Source organism: Shewanella sairae, from assembly GCF_023283535.1.
GTDB classification, from domain to species: Bacteria; Pseudomonadota; Gammaproteobacteria; order Enterobacterales; family Shewanellaceae; genus Shewanella; species Shewanella sairae.
On sequence record NZ_JAKILT010000072.1, the window covers coordinates 1 to 20,521 of the forward strand.

General features: G+C 45.5%; 19 protein-coding genes. 6 read left to right on the top strand and 13 right to left on the bottom strand.

The features are described 5' to 3' along the window. Nucleotides 1–155: 155 nt before the first annotated feature. Nucleotides 156–1,565, bottom strand: a complete 1,410-nt coding sequence (glnA, locus tag L2748_RS20945) for a glutamate--ammonia ligase (protein ID WP_220780480.1) — start codon at nt 1,563–1,565, stop codon at nt 156–158. 672 nt (nt 1,566–2,237) lie between these two features. Here glnA and typA point away from each other — a divergent pair. Next, nucleotides 2,238–4,067 (top strand): translational GTPase TypA, encoded by a 1,830-nt coding sequence (typA, locus tag L2748_RS20950; RefSeq protein WP_246616119.1) that lies wholly within the window; start codon nt 2,238–2,240, stop codon nt 4,065–4,067. A gap of 252 nt (nt 4,068–4,319) precedes the next feature. Then, complete coding sequence (gene pdxY, locus L2748_RS20955) at nt 4,320–5,183, top strand: pyridoxal kinase PdxY (RefSeq protein WP_220780478.1); 864 nt, start codon at nt 4,320–4,322, stop codon at nt 5,181–5,183. 674 nt (nt 5,184–5,857) lie between these two features. On the opposite strand, the gene L2748_RS20960 is transcribed toward pdxY, so the two are convergent. The 3 genes from L2748_RS20960 to L2748_RS20970 form a co-directional block, all read right to left on the bottom strand. After that, complete coding sequence (locus L2748_RS20960; RefSeq protein WP_220780477.1) at nt 5,858–7,072, bottom strand: 4Fe-4S binding protein; 1,215 nt, start codon at nt 7,070–7,072, stop codon at nt 5,858–5,860. Between the two features lie 182 nt (nt 7,073–7,254). Beyond that, nucleotides 7,255–7,902 carry a DUF2959 domain-containing protein gene (locus tag L2748_RS20965; RefSeq protein WP_220780476.1) on the bottom strand — a complete coding sequence of 216 codons (648 nt, stop codon included), beginning with the start codon at nt 7,900–7,902 and terminating at the stop codon, nt 7,255–7,257. A 28-nt stretch (nt 7,903–7,930) separates the two neighbouring features. After that, a complete protein-coding gene (locus L2748_RS20970) occupies nt 7,931–8,158 on the bottom strand; it encodes a hypothetical protein (RefSeq protein WP_220780475.1) in 228 nt (75 codons plus the stop codon). Nucleotides 8,159–8,289: 131 nt separating this feature from the next. Here L2748_RS20970 and L2748_RS20975 point away from each other — a divergent pair, with 131 nt between their 5' ends. The 4 genes from L2748_RS20975 (at nt 8,290) to L2748_RS20990 (ending at nt 11,030) form a co-directional block, all read left to right on the top strand. Then, nucleotides 8,290–9,243 (top strand): virulence factor BrkB family protein, encoded by a 954-nt coding sequence (locus L2748_RS20975; protein ID WP_276521650.1) that lies wholly within the window; start codon nt 8,290–8,292, stop codon nt 9,241–9,243. Between the two features lie 172 nt (nt 9,244–9,415). Next, nucleotides 9,416–9,985, top strand: coding sequence for a hypothetical protein (locus tag L2748_RS20980; RefSeq protein WP_220780473.1), 570 nt, complete (start codon nt 9,416–9,418; stop codon nt 9,983–9,985). Between the two features lie 95 nt (nt 9,986–10,080). Then, nucleotides 10,081–10,518, top strand: a complete 438-nt coding sequence (gene dtd / locus L2748_RS20985; protein WP_220780483.1) for a D-aminoacyl-tRNA deacylase — start codon at nt 10,081–10,083, stop codon at nt 10,516–10,518. Between the two features lie 59 nt (nt 10,519–10,577). Continuing rightward, entirely contained in the window at nt 10,578–11,030 is a 453-nt protein-coding gene (locus L2748_RS20990) for a thioesterase domain-containing protein (protein WP_220780472.1), read from the top strand. 67 nt (nt 11,031–11,097) lie between these two features. Here the strand turns inward: L2748_RS20990 and L2748_RS20995 are convergent, their stop codons facing one another. From L2748_RS20995 to L2748_RS21035, 9 genes are all read right to left on the bottom strand, one after another. Next, nucleotides 11,098–12,345: a beta-ketoacyl-ACP synthase gene (locus L2748_RS20995; RefSeq protein WP_220780471.1), complete on the bottom strand. Its 1,248-nt coding sequence runs from the start codon at nt 12,343–12,345 to the stop codon at nt 11,098–11,100. Then, complete coding sequence (locus L2748_RS21000; RefSeq protein ID WP_220780470.1) at nt 12,342–13,067, bottom strand: 3-ketoacyl-ACP reductase FabG2; 726 nt, start codon at nt 13,065–13,067, stop codon at nt 12,342–12,344. Before L2748_RS21000 ends, L2748_RS20995 begins: the two co-directional genes overlap by 4 nt. A 91-nt stretch (nt 13,068–13,158) precedes the next feature. Beyond that, a complete protein-coding gene (locus L2748_RS21005) occupies nt 13,159–13,635 on the bottom strand; it encodes a hotdog family protein (protein WP_220780469.1) in 477 nt (158 codons plus the stop codon). Further along, entirely contained in the window at nt 13,628–14,899 is a 1,272-nt protein-coding gene (locus L2748_RS21010; RefSeq protein WP_220780468.1) for a beta-ketoacyl-[acyl-carrier-protein] synthase family protein, read from the bottom strand. The genes L2748_RS21005 and L2748_RS21010 overlap by 8 nt, the downstream gene beginning before the upstream one ends. 21 nt (nt 14,900–14,920) lie before the next feature. Then, nucleotides 14,921–15,556, bottom strand: a complete 636-nt coding sequence (locus L2748_RS21015) for a DUF3261 domain-containing protein (RefSeq protein WP_220780467.1) — start codon at nt 15,554–15,556, stop codon at nt 14,921–14,923. Continuing rightward, on the bottom strand, nt 15,544–16,821 hold the full coding sequence (locus tag L2748_RS21020; protein WP_220780466.1) for an NAD(P)/FAD-dependent oxidoreductase: 1,278 nt from the start codon (nt 16,819–16,821) through the stop codon (nt 15,544–15,546). The genes L2748_RS21015 and L2748_RS21020 overlap by 13 nt, the downstream gene beginning before the upstream one ends. After that, nucleotides 16,821–19,232 (bottom strand): MMPL family transporter, encoded by a 2,412-nt coding sequence (locus L2748_RS21025; RefSeq protein ID WP_220780465.1) that lies wholly within the window; start codon nt 19,230–19,232, stop codon nt 16,821–16,823. The genes L2748_RS21020 and L2748_RS21025 overlap by 1 nt, the downstream gene beginning before the upstream one ends. Beyond that, nucleotides 19,232–19,945, bottom strand: a complete 714-nt coding sequence (locus tag L2748_RS21030; protein ID WP_220780464.1) for an outer membrane lipoprotein carrier protein LolA — start codon at nt 19,943–19,945, stop codon at nt 19,232–19,234. Before L2748_RS21030 ends, L2748_RS21025 begins: the two co-directional genes overlap by 1 nt. Further along, nucleotides 19,945–20,391, bottom strand: a complete 447-nt coding sequence (locus L2748_RS21035) for an acyl-CoA thioesterase (protein WP_220780463.1) — start codon at nt 20,389–20,391, stop codon at nt 19,945–19,947. Before L2748_RS21035 ends, L2748_RS21030 begins: the two co-directional genes overlap by 1 nt. Between the last annotated feature and the right edge of the window lie 130 nt (nt 20,392–20,521).

The following is a 20,521-nucleotide window of genomic DNA, read 5'->3' on the forward strand; positions in this document are numbered from 1 at the left end:
ATTACTTTAATAGTAGACATGATGGTTCGCCTCTTTGATTGCCTAACCCTAAGGTTAGCTTAGGGGTGAGGCGGACCATCTAATTAAGCCCTAAACATTGCTGCTTAGGGCTTTAAGGCTAACCAAGTGCTTGGTTAGCGGCTCAACTCAGAGTATTACAAGCTGTAGTAAAGCTCGAATTCTACTGGGTGAGTTGTTTGGTTGATGCGCTCAACGTCTGCAGACTTAAGGGCGATGTAAGAATCGATAAAGTCGTTAGTGAATACGTCGCCACGAGTTAAGAACTCACGGTCAGCATCTAGGCACTCAAGTGCATTTTCTAGTGATGTAGCAACTGTTGGGATTTCAGCAGCTTCTTCAGCTGGAAGATCATATAGATCTTTATCCATTGCTTCACCTGGGTGGATCTTGTTTTGAATACCATCAAGGCCAGCCATTAGCATTGCAGAGAACGCTAAGTATGGGTTAGCTACTGGGTCACCAAAACGAACTTCGATACGACGACCTTTTGCACTTGGTACCACTGGGATACGGATAGAAGCTGAGCGGTTAGCTGCTGAGTAAGCTAGCATCACAGGCGCTTCAAAGTGTGGTACAAGACGCTTGTAAGAGTTAGTTGATGGGTTAGCAAATGCGTTAATCGCACGGGCATGCTTAATTACACCACCGATGTAGAACAATGCTGTTTCGCTCAATCCGCCGTACTTGTCACCAGCAAATAGGTTAACACCGTCTTTAGCTAGAGACTGATGCACGTGCATACCGCTACCGTTGTCACCAACGATTGGCTTAGGCATAAATGTCGCAGTCTTGTTGTAAGCGTGAGCAACGTTATGAACAACATACTTAAGCACCTGAACTTCATCAGCCTTAAGGGTTAGTGTGTTAAAACGTGTTGCAATCTCGTTCTGACCAGCTGTTGCTACTTCATGGTGATGTGCTTCAACAACTTGGCCCATCTCTTCTAGTACTAAACACATAGCACTACGGATATCTTGTGAAGAATCAACTGGTGCTACTGGGAAGTAACCACCTTTAACGCCTGGACGGTGACCTTTGTTGCCATCTTCGTAGCTAGTGCCTGAGTTCCAAGCCGCTTCTTCTGCGTCAACTTTGTAGAAACAACCTGACATGTCAGCGCTGAACTTAACATCGTCAAATAGGAAGAACTCTGGTTCAGGACCAATAAGTACCGTGTCAGCGATACCTGTTGAACGTAAGTAATCTTCTGCTTTCTTAGCAATAGAGCGTGGGTCACGGTTGTAACCTGTCATTGTGCCTGGGTTTAGAATGTCACAACGAATGTTTGCAGTGGTTTCAGCGGTGAAAGGGTCAAGTACGAAGCTTTCTGGATCTGGCATTAATACCATGTCAGATTCGTTGATGCCTTTCCAACCTTGGATTGAAGAACCGTCAAACATTTTACCGTCTTCGAAGAAGTCAGCGTCAACTTGGTGAGTAGGAATTGAAACGTGTTGCTCTTTACCAATGGTGTCGGTAAAACGCAAATCAACAAATTTAACTTCTAGTTCTTTTAGTTGTTGTAAAACTGATTCTGCAGACATTCTCAAATCTCCGAGTAGGGCAAAGGGTTGTCCCTTTGTTTTATCTTTAATGTTTAGCGCTTAATGCGATTCTGGTATTGATATAGCTAGAGTCGTGCCAAACTTATAACTATTTGATTAATATATGTTGTTCGTTTATTCGTTGAGCTTGAATTAACTGGTTTGCACTATTTTGGTGCGTATCGTGGATCGATATGGTGCACGTGCTATAACGGTGCAAGCTGAGTTAACGCGATAACGACTGGCTAGGCTCTCGTTTTAAACGAGTCGACAGAATAGCTAAGCTAGGTTGGTTTTTATAGGGTGTAAGTCAAGGAAATAGCATCTGTATGTCAATAAGTGTTATTGGCAATAAAGACAGTGTCAATTTAGCTAAAATTTGGCGTCTGATCTGTTGGGAAATAGTCTGGATTTTGCTTAAAACTGGCTAAAAATGGAATTTAGCAAAGGGAGTGATAGTAATAGTGTCACAAAGCTAAAGTATAAAAAAGTGTATAAAAAGCGGACGTTAGAGCGAAAAAAATCAATGCGAAAGAGTTATTTTTAACGATTGGTTAAAAATAATCCTGTGAGATACCGCCGAGCTAGAGTAGAATGTCACGCTTTTTATTGCAACTACTATACTAGATTGGTTTTAGTCGTTGTCAGTAACCCCCCCTATATTTTATACCGATGGTAAGAGGTTTAGCCGTGTTAGAGAATTTACGTAACATCGCCATTATTGCACACGTTGACCATGGTAAGACTACCTTGGTTGATAAGATGCTGGCGCAGTCAGGAACCCTTGAGTCTCGAGGAGAAGCCACTGAGCGGGTGATGGATTCAAATGATCTTGAAAAGGAACGTGGTATCACGATTCTGGCCAAGAACACTGCCATCAAGTGGAACGATTACCGCATCAACATCGTAGACACCCCAGGTCACGCCGATTTCGGTGGTGAGGTTGAGCGTGTTCTATCTATGGTTGACTCAGTATTGCTACTAGTTGACGCAGTTGATGGCCCAATGCCACAAACTCGTTTCGTAACTAAGAAAGCTTTCGCTCAAGGCCTAAAGCCAATCGTTGTTATTAACAAGATTGACCGTCCAGGCGCGCGTCCTGATTGGGTTATTGACCAAGTATTTGACTTGTTCGACAACCTAGGCGCTACTGATGAGCAACTAGATTTCCCAATCGTTTATGCTTCTGCACTAAACGGTTTTGCAACATTAGATCCAGACGAAGTTAGCGCTGACATGACACCGCTATTCGAAACTATTGTTGAAAAAGTTTCTTCACCAGATGCTGATGCAGACGGTGATTTCCAGATGCAAATTTCTCAAATCGACTACAACTCATACGTGGGTGTTATCGGTATTGGTCGCATCAAGCGTGGTAGTGTTAAAACTAACCAACAAGTTACAGTTCTTGGCGCTGACGGCAAGAAACGTAACGGTAAGATTGGCCAAGTATTAGGTTACATGGGTCTAGAGCGTCACGAAGTATCTGATGCTAACGCTGGTGACATCGTTGCAATCACTGGTCTTGGCCAGCTACAGATTTCTGACACCATTTGTGCCCCTACTACTGTAGAAGCACTACCTGCTCTATCTGTTGACGAACCAACTCTAACCATGACTTTCCAGGTGAACACTTCTCCGTTTGCTGGTAAAGAAGGTAAGTTTGTTACTTCACGTAACATCCTTGAGCGTCTACAACAAGAGCTAGTACACAACGTAGCACTTCGCGTTGAAGAAACTGACAGCCCAGATCGTTTCCGCGTATCAGGCCGTGGTGAACTTCACCTTTCAATCTTGATTGAAAACATGCGTCGTGAAGGTTACGAGCTAGCTGTATCTCGTCCAGAAGTTATCATCAAAGAGATTGATGGCGAGATGTGTGAGCCGTTCGAAACACTAACTGTTGACGTTCAAGAAGAACATCAAGGTGCAGTAATCGAGAAGCTTGGTACTCGTAAGGGTGACATGAAGGACATGCAGTTAGACGGTAAAGGTCGTGTACGTATCGACTTCGTTATCCCTAGCCGTGGTCTAATTGGTTTCCAAACTGAATTCATGACAGCGACTTCTGGTACTGGTCTTATTTACCATTCATTCGACCATTACGGTCCTCTGAAAGGCGGTGATATTGGTCAACGTGCACGTGGTGTATTGATCTCTAACGCTACTGGTAAAGCACTAACATTCGCACTATTCGGTCTGCAAGAGCGTGGTCGTCTGTTTATTACTCACGCAGCAGAAGTATACGAAGGTCAAGTAGTTGGTCTTCACGCACGTGCTAACGACCTTACAGTTAACTGTTTGAAAGGTAAGCAGCTAACTAACATGCGTGCATCTGGTACTGACGAAGCACAGGTACTAACTCCGCATATCGAAATGACTCTAGAACAAGCTCTTGAGTTCATCGATGATGACGAATTAGTAGAAGTAACGCCACTGAACATCCGTGTTCGTAAGCGTTTCTTGACTGAAAACGAGCGTAAGCGTCATAACCGTAAGTAATGACCGCATTTAGCTTCAACCTTTAATTAGGTTAAGTATTTAAAAAGCCCTCAACATGAAAATGTTGGGGGCTTTTTTGTTGTCTTCTCAACCCTAGCGCAAAATCCTAGTGCAATAGCTCACAGCTTGATTAAGTTTGAGATTACTAATATAGGCGAATTGGTATAATCGTTAAAAATCTCTGCCAGTCGTCATTAAACGACAATAGAGTGCCCTCAATTAATATCGCTAATAACATTAAGGTAGTGACCAATGAAGCGGATTTTATCCATTCAATCCCATGTGGTATTTGGCTGTGCTGGTAACAGTAGCGCTGTATTCCCAATGCGTCGTCTTGGTATGGAGGTGTGGCCAATTAATACGGTTCAGTTCTCTAATCATACCCAGTACGCACAAGGATGGGCTGGTATGATTATGCCTGCAGGTCAGATCACCGAGTTGGTGCAAGGCTTAGGTAATATCGGTGAGCTGCAACACTGTGATGCACTATTAAGTGGTTACTTAGGCAGTGCTGAGCAAGGCGCAGAAATTGCCGCAGCAGTGAAGAAGATGAAAGCGCTTAACCCTAATGCCATCTACTTTTGTGACCCTGTTATGGGCCACCCTGAAAAGGGCTGTATTGTGTCGCCAGGTGTGCAGGAGTTTTTAAAGACTCAAGCACTAGCGGTAGCAGACATTATTGCACCTAACTTGCTAGAGCTAGAAACCCTTACCGATACTGAATTACATAACCTAGATGAAGTGATTAATGCTTGTCAGAGCTTGCTAGCTAAAGGGCTTAAAATGGTTGTGGTTAAGCACCTTGCAAAAGCGGCCACCAATAAAGAGCAGTTTGAGATGCTGTTAGTGACTGCAGGTGGCAGCTATTTAATCTCGCGCCCATTATACGAATTTGCACAGCAGCCTGTGGGTGTGGGCGACTTAATCAGTGGCTTGATGTTAGCGAACCTGCAAGCGGGTTGTGAGCCTGTAGACGCCTTTGAGCGCACTAATGCTTCAGTTGATGCCGTATTGCTAGAAACCTTCAAGGAAGGTGCTTATGAGCTACAGCTTATTCGATCGCAAGATGCGATTGCATCGCCGACAATTAAAGCGCATGCCAAGCGAGTAAACTAATTCAAGCTTATTCGTATAAAAAATCAATACCCGGAATTTATGAGCCTGCCGAACCATGGAAAGGCTCTTTTCATAGCCATTAGCGTAAGCGCTGCGCTTTTGGGCGCTTTTCGGCTTGCTGTAGGTCGGCATTTATGCCGACAAACTATATATATAAACTAAGCTTGATGGGCTAAAGCCCAACCTACGGGAAAGGCTGTTTTCCCGTCTTAGCTTTTCGGCTTGCTGTAGGTCGGCATTTATGCCGACAAACTATATATATAAACTAAGCTTGATGGGCTAAAGCCCAACCTACAGAAAAGAATGCTTTCCCGTCTTAGCTTTCGGCTTGCTGTAGGTCGGCATTTATGCCGACAAACTCTATATACAAGCTAAGCTTGATGGTCTAAAGCCCAACCTACGGGAAAGGCTGCTTTCCCGTCTTAGCTTTTCGGCTTGCTGTAGGTCGGCATTTATGCCGACAAACTCTATATACAAACTAAGCTTGATGGGCTAAAGCCCAACCTACGGGAAAGGCTGCTTTCCCATCTTAGCTTTTCGGCTTGCTGTAGGTCGGCATCTATGCCGACAAACTCTATATACAAACTAAGCTTGATGGGCTAAAGCCCAACCTACAGAAAAGCTGCTTTCCCGTCTTAGCTTTCCCTAGCACCTGTTATTCATAAGGTCTTCTATCAATGGCCAATTTTATCTAAGTGTTGAATCAAGTACATTCTTGCCTCTACAGGCGTTTCGCTGTGCCAAAAGCCACCTAGGTAAGCAACTAGCGGTAATAGGAACATTATTGTTAGTAGCATAATGGTGAGCCCACGAGCAGACAGTTTCCAGCCATTGCGAGTACTAAATTGTAGTGCCTCATTTTTAGGGCAGGCTGAGATGCAGCGCATACATGCCTGACATTCATCTGAGCGGATATTGATTTTTTTGTGCACCGAAATGCTCGCAGGGCAGGCGCGGGTGCATTTATCACAGCTCATACCTTTGGCGTCAATTAAGCAGTGCTGGGTATTGCGGCGGATCTTAAACGGACTTAAAAAACTCAGTATCCCCAGTAGCGCACCATAAGGGCAGATATAACGGCAAAAGCCTTGGCGGCGCCAAGCGGCTAAGCCGAGAATAATGCCAAAACAGATAATGGTGACTAAGCCTGGAGTGACAAAAAACAGTGCCATTTTTAGGTCGGCAATCTTGTGGTAGTTGCTGTTAAGGTAACCTGGAATGCTCATGGTTGGCATGCCAATAATAATATACAGCAATGCCAGTAATAGCAGGTACTTGAGCATACGTAGCGGCCAGTCTATCCATGCTGGTGGCAATAGTTCTTGCTTGATAAAGCGTTTTCTGAGTTTATACAGGTATTCACCGGCAAGCCCAAGCGGGCAGGCCCAACCGCAAAAAGCACGCTTACACAGTAAGCCTGTTAGCAGTACTACGGTTAGCATAACTGCCGCAGCGGGATGATTTTTATCCCAGATCCCTAAGGTCATTATTGCCTTTAATTCGATTCCGCCAGCAATAGGCAAAAAGGCATCGCCGACATCGGGGCGCATTAACCAAGGAGTGATCCCTGCTTTTAGCAATGCAGAATTCACCACAAACTGTACGCCAACTAATAGCATCGACAGTGCCAGCATGTGCTTTACGCTTTCTCGGAGGTTATTGGCTCTAAGTTCACCTTGAGCAACTTCGGGCTGCCACTTGGCCGCTATAGCCATGATGACAACTGCAATCGCTAACGCCGCGATAAGTGGCCAATAAAAGCTAGAGATAATCGCGCCAGAGACCAATAGGCCTGATGCCAGAGCACCCCATTTTTTGCCGCTCCAATAAAGTAGGCTAATGCTGTAGGTTAGTGCGAGGGCAAGGGTTAATGATTCTATAAAGCTCATAAATGTATCAGTTCAATGATGATTGATACTATTGTGAAAGCAATTTAAATCAGAAGTTCTTAAAGGGTTTTAAGCTTGTGGGGAAGATCGAAAAATTGACATTAGGATATGAAAAATACGGCTGTAGCTCACAAGTTTGGTTCCTAAACGATAGTGCCTAGGAACCGCACTTTAGACGCTGCTTATTTGTTTTCTAATGACGCAATAAATTTGTTTGATTCATCAATAGATTTGTTCATCTCTTTAATCAGACCAGAGATATCTGTCTGTAAGCTAGCAAACTCACCTTTAATCGCGCCAATTGCTTGCGCATTCAGGTTATGCTTTAGATACAGCATATTGTCTTTCATAGCTGTTAGCACTGGCTCCATTTTACTTTCGGCACGGCGCATACTTTTAACGAGCTGAGTGTATGAACGACGAGTCTCCTTGAGCTTTGACTCGCTATTACGACGCAGACTGGCTTTGCTAATTTCGCCAATTTCAGACTGCCATTCGTCGAATAGCGCTTCGGCAACATCTTCAACTTTGTCGATACGGTTGGTGACGTCATCGGCAGCATCTTGCGCCGACTCGTACTCGTCTTTGGCCTTGTTGTAAGCACTTTCTAGATCACCACCATCATGGTTGAGTAGCGCCTGCATCTCTTCAAGTGCCGAACTAAACTGCTCCTGAGCCTCCTCTTGAGACTCTTTAGCATCTTCTACTCGGTCAACCATGATATCGCGTTTGTGGTAACCCACTTTTTCCATTGCACCGTAATAAGCGCTTTGACAGCCTGTTAGCAATAAGCTGGTAGCGACAATCGCGCTGGTGATTATTTTTTTCATCTTCTTATATCCCTGAAAACTGATGGAGCTACTCTGAGCGATATCGAGCCGCATTAATAATACACCAGATGTGTAATGGTAATGCGACAATCAAAAAGATACCTAACGTAAAAGACGCGATACCATAGGCAGCATAGGTGGTTAAACAAAAGAGAACAGCTGCGAGAATTCGCCCCTGAACGAGTTGACCTAATCCAGCGACAAAAAAGCTGGCAATAGCGGCAATAACATTGCCTGCAGACCCTTGTTGAGACATCAATTCAATCCTTATGCTTGTAAAGAGAAGGTTATAAGCTTTATTGTACCAAGATAGTGATTGGCAAATCATTTACTGCTTTAAGATAAGACTAACTTTAACAGAATCAAGAGTAACAAGTGAAAAATAAGATGGTGATAAATCAGGTTCGTTCTTTTTTGCTGAGTATTTGGGCGTTTTTTTTACACTTACTTAGCCGTTTTAAAGAGGACCAAGTCAATATTAAGGCTGGGCACTTAGCTTATGTGACGCTATTGTCGTTAGTGCCTATTGTCGCTGTGATGTTTTCTATGTTGTCGGCTTTTCCGGTATTTTCCGGTATTCGCGAGAAGCTAGAAGCCTTTGTTTATGATAATTTTTTACCAGCAGCAGGTGATACGGTACAGATCTATATTAATGAGTTTGTTGCCAATGCCTCCAAAGGCACAAGTGTCGGTATTGCGGCACTGATGATCGTTGCCTTGATGTTGATCTCGGCTATTGATAAGGCATTAAACAGTATTTGGCGCACTAAAGAAAAACGTCAGGCGGCAGTATCTTTTTCTATGTATTGGATGGTACTGACTCTAGGACCTGTACTTGTTGGTGCAAGCTTAGTGGCGACTTCTTACCTAGTGTCATTAAAGCTATTCAGCGATACCGAGCTTTCGGGGGTGGTGCCTTTATTGATAGAGCGTTTACCTATGTTGTTTTCGGTTGCCGCCTTTTTATTGTTATACATGGTCGTGCCGATTAAAAAGGTCAAATTCTTACATGCGTTGTTAGGCGCATTAGTTGCCGCCATGCTATTTGAGTTAGGTAAGAAAGGCTTTGCTTATTACGTTACTCAGTTTCCAAGTTATGAAGCGATCTATGGTGCCTTAGCGACGATACCTATCTTGTTTGTTTGGGTATACGTGTCTTGGGTTATCGTGTTAGTTGGCGCAGAGATCACAGCGGGCTTGCCAGAGTATTTGCATGAATGCCAACTTAGGCGTGAAAAGATGCTGGCCGATGCAGATGAGATAAGTGTTGATGCCAATAAAACGGCTGTAACCAAGGAAGTCGAGCACATAGAGGAAGAGGTTAAAGATAAACCGACATAAAAGATGCGCTTTTTAGTCAGCATTTCGTAAGCATAATGGTTTTATTATACGCGACTTAAGCCTGTTCTTGTCCTTAAAAGACATTATGTAGGCTTAATTATTTGGAGAGCTCAACGGCAGCTGCATACGCCATAGTGGAAATGGCCAAACATAAATAAGGAATATAGACCCTATGAAGAAACTGATTTTAGCGGGCTTGATTATGAGTTTAGCCGCCTGTGCGTCGACTGATAACAGTGAAGAGTTAACTGCAGCAACATTAGCGCCAGATAGCGTTGATTTAGGTGGGTTATCTAATGAAGAAGCGACAAGTAAATTATTAGAAGCACTTCTAAATAAAAGCTATTTGGCATCCCGTGCGGGCCCTAATGGGGTGGCTGTTGATTTTGACCGAACCCAGTTTATCTTACAACCGAGTATGAACCCAGACGGCATCGACCGTATTATGATGAATCGTTTTTATGCGATTCACCCTAAGTATGTGGGCAGTAAAGAGATGCTATTTATGATTGGCACTCTAAACCAAAAGCTTAACTTTGCTAAGTTTGTTATTCGCGACAAAGGTGCGGTGATCCAAGTACAGGGGGCTGCAACCTTTGTTGATACCATTACTATGGAAGAGTTACGCCGATTTATTTTATGGACTGACGAAGGTTTACGTCAGGTTGCGGAATCTCTGCCAGAAGGCTCACAAGATGTGATTAAGCCTATTCCTGTAATGCAGAATATCCAGTCTATTTAGTTTACTATTAGGCAAAAGCAGCGATAGAAAAGCGAAGCGTTTAGCTTCGCTTTTTTCATCTTTGCATGACATATTTTATCGGAGAGAAAAATAACGTGATTGGCTTAATTCAGCGTGTGAGCGAGGCAAAAGTTGTCGTTGATGGTGAGACTATCGGTGAGATTGGTAAAGGCTTATTAGTTTTGCTGGGTGTTGAGCAAGGAGATGACATCGAAAAAATGCAGAAGCTGGCGACTAAAGTCATGAGCTATCGCGTTTTTTCTGATGAAAATGGCAAGATGAACCTCAATCTTGAACAAGCGGGTGGCAGCTTGCTGGTCGTATCACAATTTACCTTAGCGGCAGATACCAGCCGAGGCTTACGTCCAAGTTTTTCTGGTGCAGGTACACCAGATCAAGCGCGAGAATTGTATAACGCATTTGTCGATTTTTGTAAGTCAAAAGGCGTGAATACCCAAACAGGGCAGTTTGCCGCAGATATGAAAGTTTCTTTATTAAATGACGGCCCAGTAACCTTTAATCTACAGGTGTAGTGCGGGTTACTGCCATTGGTAGCGACATTAAAGCTGGTCACCAGTAAAAGGAAGTGAGCATGGCAGCATTGAATCAGCAAGACTTACTCGAGCAACTGCAACAGACATGGCATCAAACCATACCTGTTAGTGAGTTTATGCAGATCACGCCGTTGGCATTTGATGGTACGGAATTTAGCGTAACAGCGCCGCTTGCCCCTAACATCAATCTGCATCAGACCATGTTTGCAGGCAGTATCTATACGCTAATGACTTTAACAGGCTGGGGCATGTTATGGCTGCAGCAAAAGCTAGTTGATCTTGATGGTGACATCGTATTGGCAGATGCCAACGTGCGTTATATTGCCCCAATTGATAGCCAGCCTGTCGCTAAAGTGCGCTGGCCTGATGTTGATTTAACTTCGTTAGCACAAGGACGTCGAGTCAAAGTCCGTTTAGCGGTAGAGCTTTATTGCAATGATAAGCTATGCGCGAGCTTTTCAGGGTTGTATGTCAGCATGGCTAAAGGCTAACCTTTGGCTCAAAAGTTAAAAAGCCTCCAGTTTGGAGGCTTTTTATTTATCTTGAGGTTAGTCAGGATTAGTCTTGCCAGCGCTTAAAGATAATTGAAGTATTGATACCACCAAAGGCAAAGTTATTACTCATCACATAGTCAGTTTCAAGCTGGCGAATATCATCTTTGATGTAGTCTAGTTCACCGCATTCTGGGTCAATTTCACTTAGGTTCAGCGTTGGTGCAAACCAACCAGCATTCATCATCTCAATGCTCACCCAAGCTTCTAGCGCGCCACAGGCACCGAGTGTATGGCCGGTGTAACTCTTAAGCGATGATATAGGCTGATTCGCGCCAAACACCGCATGAGTGGCTTGAGTTTCGGCTATATCGCCGCGGTCGGTTGCCGTGCCGTGAGCATTCACATAACCGACTTTAGCGGCATCAATCGCCGCATCTTTTAACGCTAGACGAATTGCGGTTTCCATGGTTGCGCTGTTGGGTTGCGTTACGTGTAGGCCGTCAGCATTAGTACCAAAGCCGACTATTTCTGCATAGATTTTTGCGCCGCGCGCTTGAGCGTGTTCAAGTTCTTCTAGCACTAAGGTGCAAGCGCCTTCACCAATGACTAGACCATCACGAGCTTTGTCAAATGGGCGCGGGTTGTCAGTTGGGGCATCGTTTTTAGTGCTGGTGGCGAACAAGGTATCAAACACCACGGCTTCAGTTGGGCACAGCTCTTCGCCGCCACCGGCCAGCATCAGATCTTGCTGACCATATTTAATCGTTTCATAGGCATAACCTATGCCTTGGCTGCCAGAGGTGCAGGCACTGCTGGTGGTGTGCACTCGGCCTTTAAGACCAAAGAATACGCCCACGTTAACAGCTGTGGTATGGGCCATCATACGGATATAGCTAGTGGCGGTTACGCCTGACATATCACCATCTTTGAGCATATCACCAAAGGCGATAATAGGATCTGTGCTGCCCGTTGATGAGCCGTAGGCGATGCCCATAGCGCCTGATGTAACAACGGGATCATCAAGCAAATTGGCATCGATAAGCGCAAGCTCGCTGGCACGGGTTGCCATTATCGATACTCGTCCCATTGAGCGGATTTTTTTGCGCTTGTAATGGCTAGGTACTTCAAAGTCGGTCACTGGCGCGGCTAAACGGGTATGCAAATCGGCAAATCGATCCCATTCGTCCATGCGTACTACGCAATTCTTTTGTGCTTTTAAACTTGCAGCTATTGTTGGCCAGTCATGACCAAGTGCTGAAATACCACCTACTCCAGTGATGACTACGCGGCGCGGAAAAGCGGCTTGGCTCATATCATACCTCCGTTTACCGAGATCACCTGACGCGTGACATAGGCGGCATCTTCAGACATTAAATAGTTGGCGAGTCCTGCGATTTCAGATGGCTTACCCATGCGGCGCATCGGTACTAAGGTGTTGACCATATCTTTAGGGATATCGCTAACCATATCCGTTTCGATTAAACCAGGGGCAATACAGTTTACGGTGATCTTCCGTTTGGCTAGCTCCAAAGACAGTGCCTTGGTAGCGCCTATAATTCCGGCTTTAGAAGCGCTGTAGTTTACTTGTCCGCGGTTACCTGCAATGCCAGATACTGACGCAAGCGTAATAATGCGTCCGCCTTGGCGAGACTGCACCATAGGCATTACCGTTGGGTGAATAACGTTATAAAAGCCATCAAGGTTAGTGTGGACGACACTGTCCCACTCACTTTCAGTCATCGCAGGGAAAGCGGTGTCGGCATTAATACCTGCATTGAGCACCACGCCATAATAAGCGCCGTGCTGTTCAATATCTTGTTCGATAGCCTGTTTAACAACAGCGCGATTAGCGATATCAAACTGTAAGCAACTAACGTGAATACCGTGCTGCTCGAGTTCGGCTTTAGTGGCGTTGGCGGCATCTTGGTTACTATGAAAATGCATAGCAATATCAAAGCCTGAAGCGGCCAATCTTAGGGCGATCGCTTTACCTATTCCACGGCTCGAACCGGTAATTAATACTCTTTTTGACATCTTGTTGCTCCCTGCGCAGTCAGTGTGTTTACGCAATTTAATTGCTTTATGACTGCGTTTTTATATTCTAATTGATATTCTGCTTTAATCTTTATTGCGTGGCATCGGCGATATACGCTTGAGTATCTTGGGGCTGAAACACATTGACGTTGGCCTCGGCAACCACCTTCTGGTTGTGGAGGATTTGGCAATCAAATACCGCTAAACCAGACTCTTCCTGATACAAGCGGGTCACCTTAGTTTGGTAACTCTGGCCCAGATCAAATTGGTTGATGTGCATCTTAAGTTTACGGCTACCCAGTAAAAAACCGACTCGAATAATGTCGTCCCGTAGGCGTGCCTCTACGCCAGCCAGTGCCGCTATGCTTTGCGCCATATATTCGATACCCACGTAGTTTGGTACGCCATTTAAACGGCTATCAAAGTAGGGGCTTGTGGCTGATATATTCGTTTGGGTCAGCAAGCTATCATGGTTATGCTCAAGTAACTGGCTGATTAAAATCATCGGTTGTCGATGGGGAATAAACTCAGCAACATCGCAGCTTGCAAGCGTGGTTGGATCAAACATCTTGATTTATCTCTTGTTGAGCAGTGCCTTGGTTATTGGCTGAAAAATCGTATTGGCGACTTAAAATCAGGCTGGCATTGCTGCCACCAAAGGCAAACGAGTTACTCATTACATGAGTGAGCTTTGCCTGTGTCTGTGGCTTAACTAAAGGTAAGCTGGGATCGTTAGGATCGCGTTGATTATCCCATACTTGCGGCGGTAAATATTGCTGCTGGTTGTAGTGACTTAGCAGCAGGTAGCAAAATGCCGCTTCTATTGCGCCAGCAGCCCCCAATGTATGGCCTGTAAGCGGTTTAGTTGAGCTACAAGCTGGCAGAGTTTGGTCAAACACTTGCTGTACTGCTCGGCTTTCCATGGCATCGTTTTTAGGCGTCGCGGTGCCGTGTAGGTTAAGGTAATCAATCTGCTTAGGTTGTAAGCCTGCCATAGTAAGTGCGGCTTGCATGGCCTCAACGGCGCCGCGACCTTCTGGATGCGGCGCTGAAATATGGTGGGCATCGCTTGATTCGCCAAAGCCACTAAGTACGATAGCTGCATGTTCAGTAGCCGCTTTATCTAGGCTCACTTTTTCCAAGGTAAACAGCGCGCCGCCTTCACCAATATTTATCCCATCACGGTTTTGGCTGAAAGGTTGGCAGTGACCCGTTGAAATAGACTCCAGTGAGTGAAAACCATTAAGAGTGAGCTGGCACAGGGTATCGACGCCCCCAACGATCACCATGTCACATACACCGGCATTGAGCAGCCGAGTGGCACTGGCAAACACTTTGGCGCTGGATGAACAGGCGGTAGACACTGTGTAACTAGGGCCGGTTAAATCAAGGTAAGCCTGCAAAAATTGACTGGTATCGCCAAGCTCTTGCTTAGCGTAATCATAATCTCGAGGAAATTCGCCTTGGCTGTGTAATTCGCTAAGGGCTGATTCGCCAGTGGCAATGCCCGAGGTGCTAGTACCTATCACAATCCCTATGCGTTGGCTGCCATAATGCTTTTTAGCTTGCTCTACCGCGGGCTGAATCTGTTGGGCAATCAACATGGTTAGCTGATTATTGCGGGTATCAAATTGTGCCAATGCAGAGGGAATTTGTGGCAGCTCAAAAGGCACTTGACCAACCAAAACTGAGCGCTCAAACAGTAAATCATCACGCCATTGCATACCGTCAGTACTGCCCGCGACTAGGTTATCGAGTGCAGTTTGTGGGCTTTGCCCTAACGGGGTGCATAAACCTAAATGGGTTATTGCAATTGGCGTTGTTGAGTTCACTGTTGTATCCACTAGGTTAGGTTATATCGGGCTAATATTGAGTGTAAATTTTGCCGCTTGAATACTAAGCTCAACATCGGCTTGCCATCTATCTAGCTGACTATTGTCGCTACCGCGGTAACGAATGGCAATCATTGGCTGATGCTTATTGCTGTTTTGGCTGTCTATATTGTTTTTGTTATCAGCAAATACGCCGCGGCATAAGTCGGCATCGCACTGATAGGATCGCATCACCGCACCTTGTAGATGGTGGTTTACACTGGCATCAGACCAGTAAATTAGCTGCATAATCGCTAGCAGATATTCAGCTTTAAACTGCTCGCCCATAAAGCTGCTTTGCTCGCTAATCAAGGTTTCACCATCAAAGGTTAGCGTAAATAGCGCTTGCCCGAGGGGAGCTAGGCCCACTAAGGTTAGGTTTTGCTGAGTTAACTCTAGCTGAGTGAGCAGTTCATGTTGCTGGGTCTGAGTGCGAATGGTCGCCTTTTGGGTAGCGCTGACTGTTTGCTGCTGAGGTAGCGAGTCAACAACAGGCGCTAAGCAATAACTGACATCGCTTGCCAGCGCTACGCAGGTTTTACGCTCCAAAGTTTGGCTACAAGCACTGAGTAACAGCGTAAGGGCTATGATGCTAAAAAGGCGGCTTAGCAGCGGCATAGTTCAACAACCATATCTAAACGACGCTTAGATTCACTGACAAAGGGGTTATTTTGATCCCAAGCGTAGCCTGCCAAGATTGAGCAGATCATCTGTTTGATCTTTGGGTCTGGGTCGTCGAAAAATATCGCATCTTGAAAACGGCAGTCATACCAAGCTTCGACATAGGTTCTGAAGGTGTCTACACCTGTCATTAATGGTGCGGCATAATCTTGTTGCCAATCAACGATCTCGCCATCTAATTGCTTGATCAGTGTTTTGGCTGCCATCGAAGCTGATTGCATGGCGATGGTGACACCAGATGAAAACACCGGATCAAGAAACTCACCGGCATTACCCAGTAGGGCGAATTTGTCAGTCGCTAGGGTTTTGACGTTAGCCGAGTAGCCTTTTAATAAGCCAGATTGATTAATAAACTCGGCGTTTGCCAGTAGCTTTTTCAGCCCCGGTTCTTGGTCTATCATGATTTTGAGTAAACGGTTTAAGTCGCCTTCAATGCCGTTTTCAACTACCGCCAATTGATGAGGCTCACCGACTACGCCAACCGAGCAGCGACCATCGCTAAACGGGATTAACCAATACCAGATATCTTGGTTCTCAGGATGAACACTGATTAGGATCTTATTACGATCAAAGTTTGGGTCGCTTATGTTGTCGTAAACATGATTAAACACCGCGCTGCGGGTAGGCAGAGTCGATGGTTTTTCTAACTCGAGTAAGTGTGGTAAAACTCGACCAAAACCACTGGCATCAAGAATAAACTTGGCATTGATGGTTTGGATTTGCCCTTGGTCATTGCTAATTTCAAGTTGAGGCTTAGCACTTAAATCAACGGCGTTAACGCTATGACCGTAGCGAATATCAACCCCTTGCTTGCTGGCCTCATCCGCTAATAGTTTGTCGAAGTTTTTGCGCTCCACTTGAAACGTGGTGCCAGGACCTGGAGTGAATTTATCGGTAAAGTCGAAGGTGGTGTATTTGTCTTGGTATCTAAACGCCGCGCCATTTTTAAATTGGAATCCGGCCTGATTGACCGCTTCAAGCATATTGGCCTCGGTAATGACCTGCATACAACATGGCAGCAAGCTTTCACCAATCGAAAAGCGTGGGAAGTGTTGCTTCTCTAATACCAATACCTTTTTGCCTTGGGCATGCAGCAGGCTAGCGGCAATACTGCCCGACGGCCCAGCCCCAATTATCGCAACATCAACGGTTTCGCTAGCGCATTGTTCGAATTCATTCTGAACTGGAGTCGCACTCGACATTAAAGGGGCTTCCTTGTGAAATTTTGAATAAATGGCGCCAACAAAAAGGTAAAGCTAATACCTAATAGTAAGGTCAGGCCAAAGGCATTGATAGCTGGGGTTTGGCTAAAAGCCAGTAAACCAAAGGCGAGTATGGTCGACAGCGCCGACATAAATACCGCCATCATCACGCCACGGGTTTGCTGGTTCGATTCGGCAAAAAATAGACTGTAATCCACACCAATACCAAACACCAATATCAGCGCTAAAGCATGAAATAGCGTGAGTGGGTTTTGCAATAAGCCTAAGCTTGCCAGCGTGAGCAATGCGGCTAGTGCGGGCACGGCAACCACAACTGCGGCGAGCTTCAAGCTAAATCGAAAACTAAATATTATCCCCGCCACCGCTAAGGCTACCGCTAGCAGAACGAATGTGAGTTGACGGTAATGACCCATGACAGTAGAGATATCGCCAACTTTATCGATAAGCGCCACATGGGGATTATCGTTAAAGCGTACGGCAAAGCTATCTAGCTGGTTAATGCCACCGAGTAACACGATTGCGCCGTAGCCTGAGTCGCCATTCGCTGTTGGTGATAACCAAAGAGGTTTCAAACTGGCGCCTGCTTGATGGTTGAAGAAGCTTTCGGCGTTAATAAAATTACCTTTGGCTGCTTGGTACGCGCGAATAAGTTCCGCCTTGAGATGACTATCTAAGCCTAAGCTGGCAATGATTTCATCTAAATGCTCAAGGTAAATTTGGCCTTGTAAATCGTAGTTCAGTTGTTGTTTTTCTTGGCTTGGCAAGAAGCGGTTTAAGCTTAAATAGTTGCCAATTAACTTGTCTTGCTCGGCCTTTGCTAACACAGGATCTAGCTTGGCTAGTTGCTGCTTAACTTGCTCTTCTGTTGCGGCAGTGACCAATAAAAACTGGTTGTCAGTGCCCCCACTGAGCAAGGTACGCAGTTGGTTTCCTTCTGTTTGAATATCGGCTGGGGTGTGCTGCAACTGACGAATATCATCATCGGCGCTGAGCTGGATGAATCCAGCTAATAGATAGATACCCACCGCCAGTACTAAGCCGGTTTTTGCCAAGCCAGCTTTAGGTGTAAAGCGTGCCAGCATAAAACCTTGGTAGCGGTTTGCGAGCGCAAGCGCTTGATTTGCGCCTTTTAATGGCTGGCGAGCAAGTGTTGGGTAGGCGAGTACTAAGGTGAGGTAAGCACCGCTAAGCCCCGCTGCACAGAATACCGCAACCTGTTGCATACCGGGGAAAGGTGCCAGTCCCATTGCGCTATAGGCGACGACGCTAGTGACTAACGCCAGCGTGATAGCGGCAAAAATACGTTTAATCACTTGCTCGCAGCTGTCATTCGGATGAGTTAGGCGTTCGCAGTAATAGTGAAAACAGTAGTCAATTGAGATCCCAATAAGGCTAGTACCAAAGACTAGCGTTAACAGGTGTAGTTCCCCAAATATCAGCGCGGTGGTAACCACGGCAAATAGCAAGCTGGTGCTGACCGTGATAATCGCAATCGTCAGCGGCATTAAAGAACGAAACGCTAGCCAGACTAAAGCGATAACCCCCACAAGCGATAATAAGCCAATGCTGGAGACTTCTTGTTTAGCGTTATCGGTCGCAGCGACGGCATGGAACAGTGCGCCCGCTTTTATGATGTCAATATCGGCAAATTGGGATTTAACAGCAGTAAAGGCAAGGTTTAACGCGGTTAACTGCACCTGTTGTGCGTTGGGGTTAAATGCGCTGTCACTGCCTTTCGCCATTACAATGGCGGCAAAACGAGGCTTTGGGTGTTCGGCTGAGGGCGCAATAGTGGCGATAAGAATGCCTTGCTTGACTGTCAGTTGTTGCGATGGAGCAAGGGCTAACAAAGAATCAGGGTATAACAGTAATGGATCGCGGCTCAGTAGTTCACTGTTGGCGTAACTAAAAGCGTTATAGAGCTTTTCTAGGGCAGCTTGAGTCAGTTGTTGCCATTGACCTTGTTGTAATAGCTGTTGCTGAGAGTGAGTTAGTAATTGAAACCTGTGGTTAAAGTAATACTGGTTTAGTGCGTCAGCTTGCGCCATATCTGCACTGTTAATGTCGATAAATGCTGCTTGTGTATCATCGGTTTGCTTAAGGGTATTGATGGCGACTTTGGCAGCATCAATAGCGGTTTGTTGCTTGTCGCTGATAAGCCCTAAATAGACTCTATTGGCGAGCTGCTGCTCAACTTGGTCCATCGCGCGCTGGGTAATAGGGCTTTCGCTAACCTTAGGTAGCATAGCCAAAATATCACTTTGTATTCGAGCGCCACTTTGCCATAAGCTCCCCCCTGTTATTACACAGGCTGTGATAAATGCTAGCCATAAGCCAAATCTGAGTTTGGCGGTTTTCTGGCTTAGTAAGGCGCTTAAACTTAGCTTCATTATGGCGCGCTACTCGCAGGTTTTGGCTCAAAGCGTGCCGTGTCTTGTGTGCCTAATGGGCTTTCATCTAGCGCCGAAAACTCGATCTGACTACGATCGCCATTAGCGCTAAACAGCACCAATGTTTGGATCTGTTGGCTACCAGCCAGCACCATTTTAGGTAGAGCCTTGGCAAGCATAGGGTCGATAGGTGTTAGGCCTAACTGCCATTGCTCCTTTGAGCCTGCTTTGGTATCAAGCTGCAGGCTTAGGGTAAAGTGCGCTTCCAATTGGTTGATATCACCACTGAGTAATGCACTTAATAGCTTAGGCATGATGTCGCTCATCATACTGGCACTGCCAGCTTGCTCTGCATGATTAACGTTAATCTTGCCTTGGCTGTCTATCTGAATAAGTTGCTTATCTTTTAAAATGAGTGTGCTAGCAAAAGGCTTATTTTGTTGCCAAATCACCCCTAGGCTTTTGGCAAAGACAAACTCCCCCTGACTTACTAGCGGCTTTTTTAAGACCTTAAGATAGCGGTATTGGGTAAATAGCCCTTTTGTTTGTTCGCTCGGTGACAGCTGCTGGCTCAATTTTATTAAGTCAGCCTGATTAGCTTGGCGACTAAAGAGTTCGCTATAGTCTGTTGTGGTGCTGTCAGTCGCAGCAAAGCTGTTAGCAGTGAGCAATAACGGCAGCAGGGTTAATATAAGGCTCAAGATATACTTCATTAACGTGACTCTGACTGCAGACTATCAACGGCAATTAAATGTGCTATTTTTTGCTGGAACACATCCGGGGTGACAAAGCATAACTCTTGAGTTTGCATATCGACGGCGGCCTGTATGGTGTACCCCTTAGTAATACGTTTACCTGTTTTAGCATCAAGAACTTGGTAATTGATCTTAATGCGGTTCTCCCACTCAACTAAGGATGCTTTAACGGTGACAAGCTGCTCGAACGTACTCGATTGCACGTACTTAATCTGCACGTCGACAATTGGCCAGCTATAACCCGAGTCTTGCATGGCGCGGTAGCCATAGTCGATTTTATCCAGCAGTTTACAGCGCACTAATTCAAAATAGCGCAGGTAGTTACCATGCCAGGTGATCCCCATCGAATCGACATCGTGAAATGGAATTTCAACCTCCATTTCAGCATGTAAGATACCTTTCATTAGCAGAGTCCTCGACTGATATCCTGATGATGTTCTACTAACAAACCGTTACCATGCCAACCGTTATAGCCCATCGAATCCACGTCGTGAAATGGAATTTCAACCTCCATTTCAGCATGTAAGATACCTT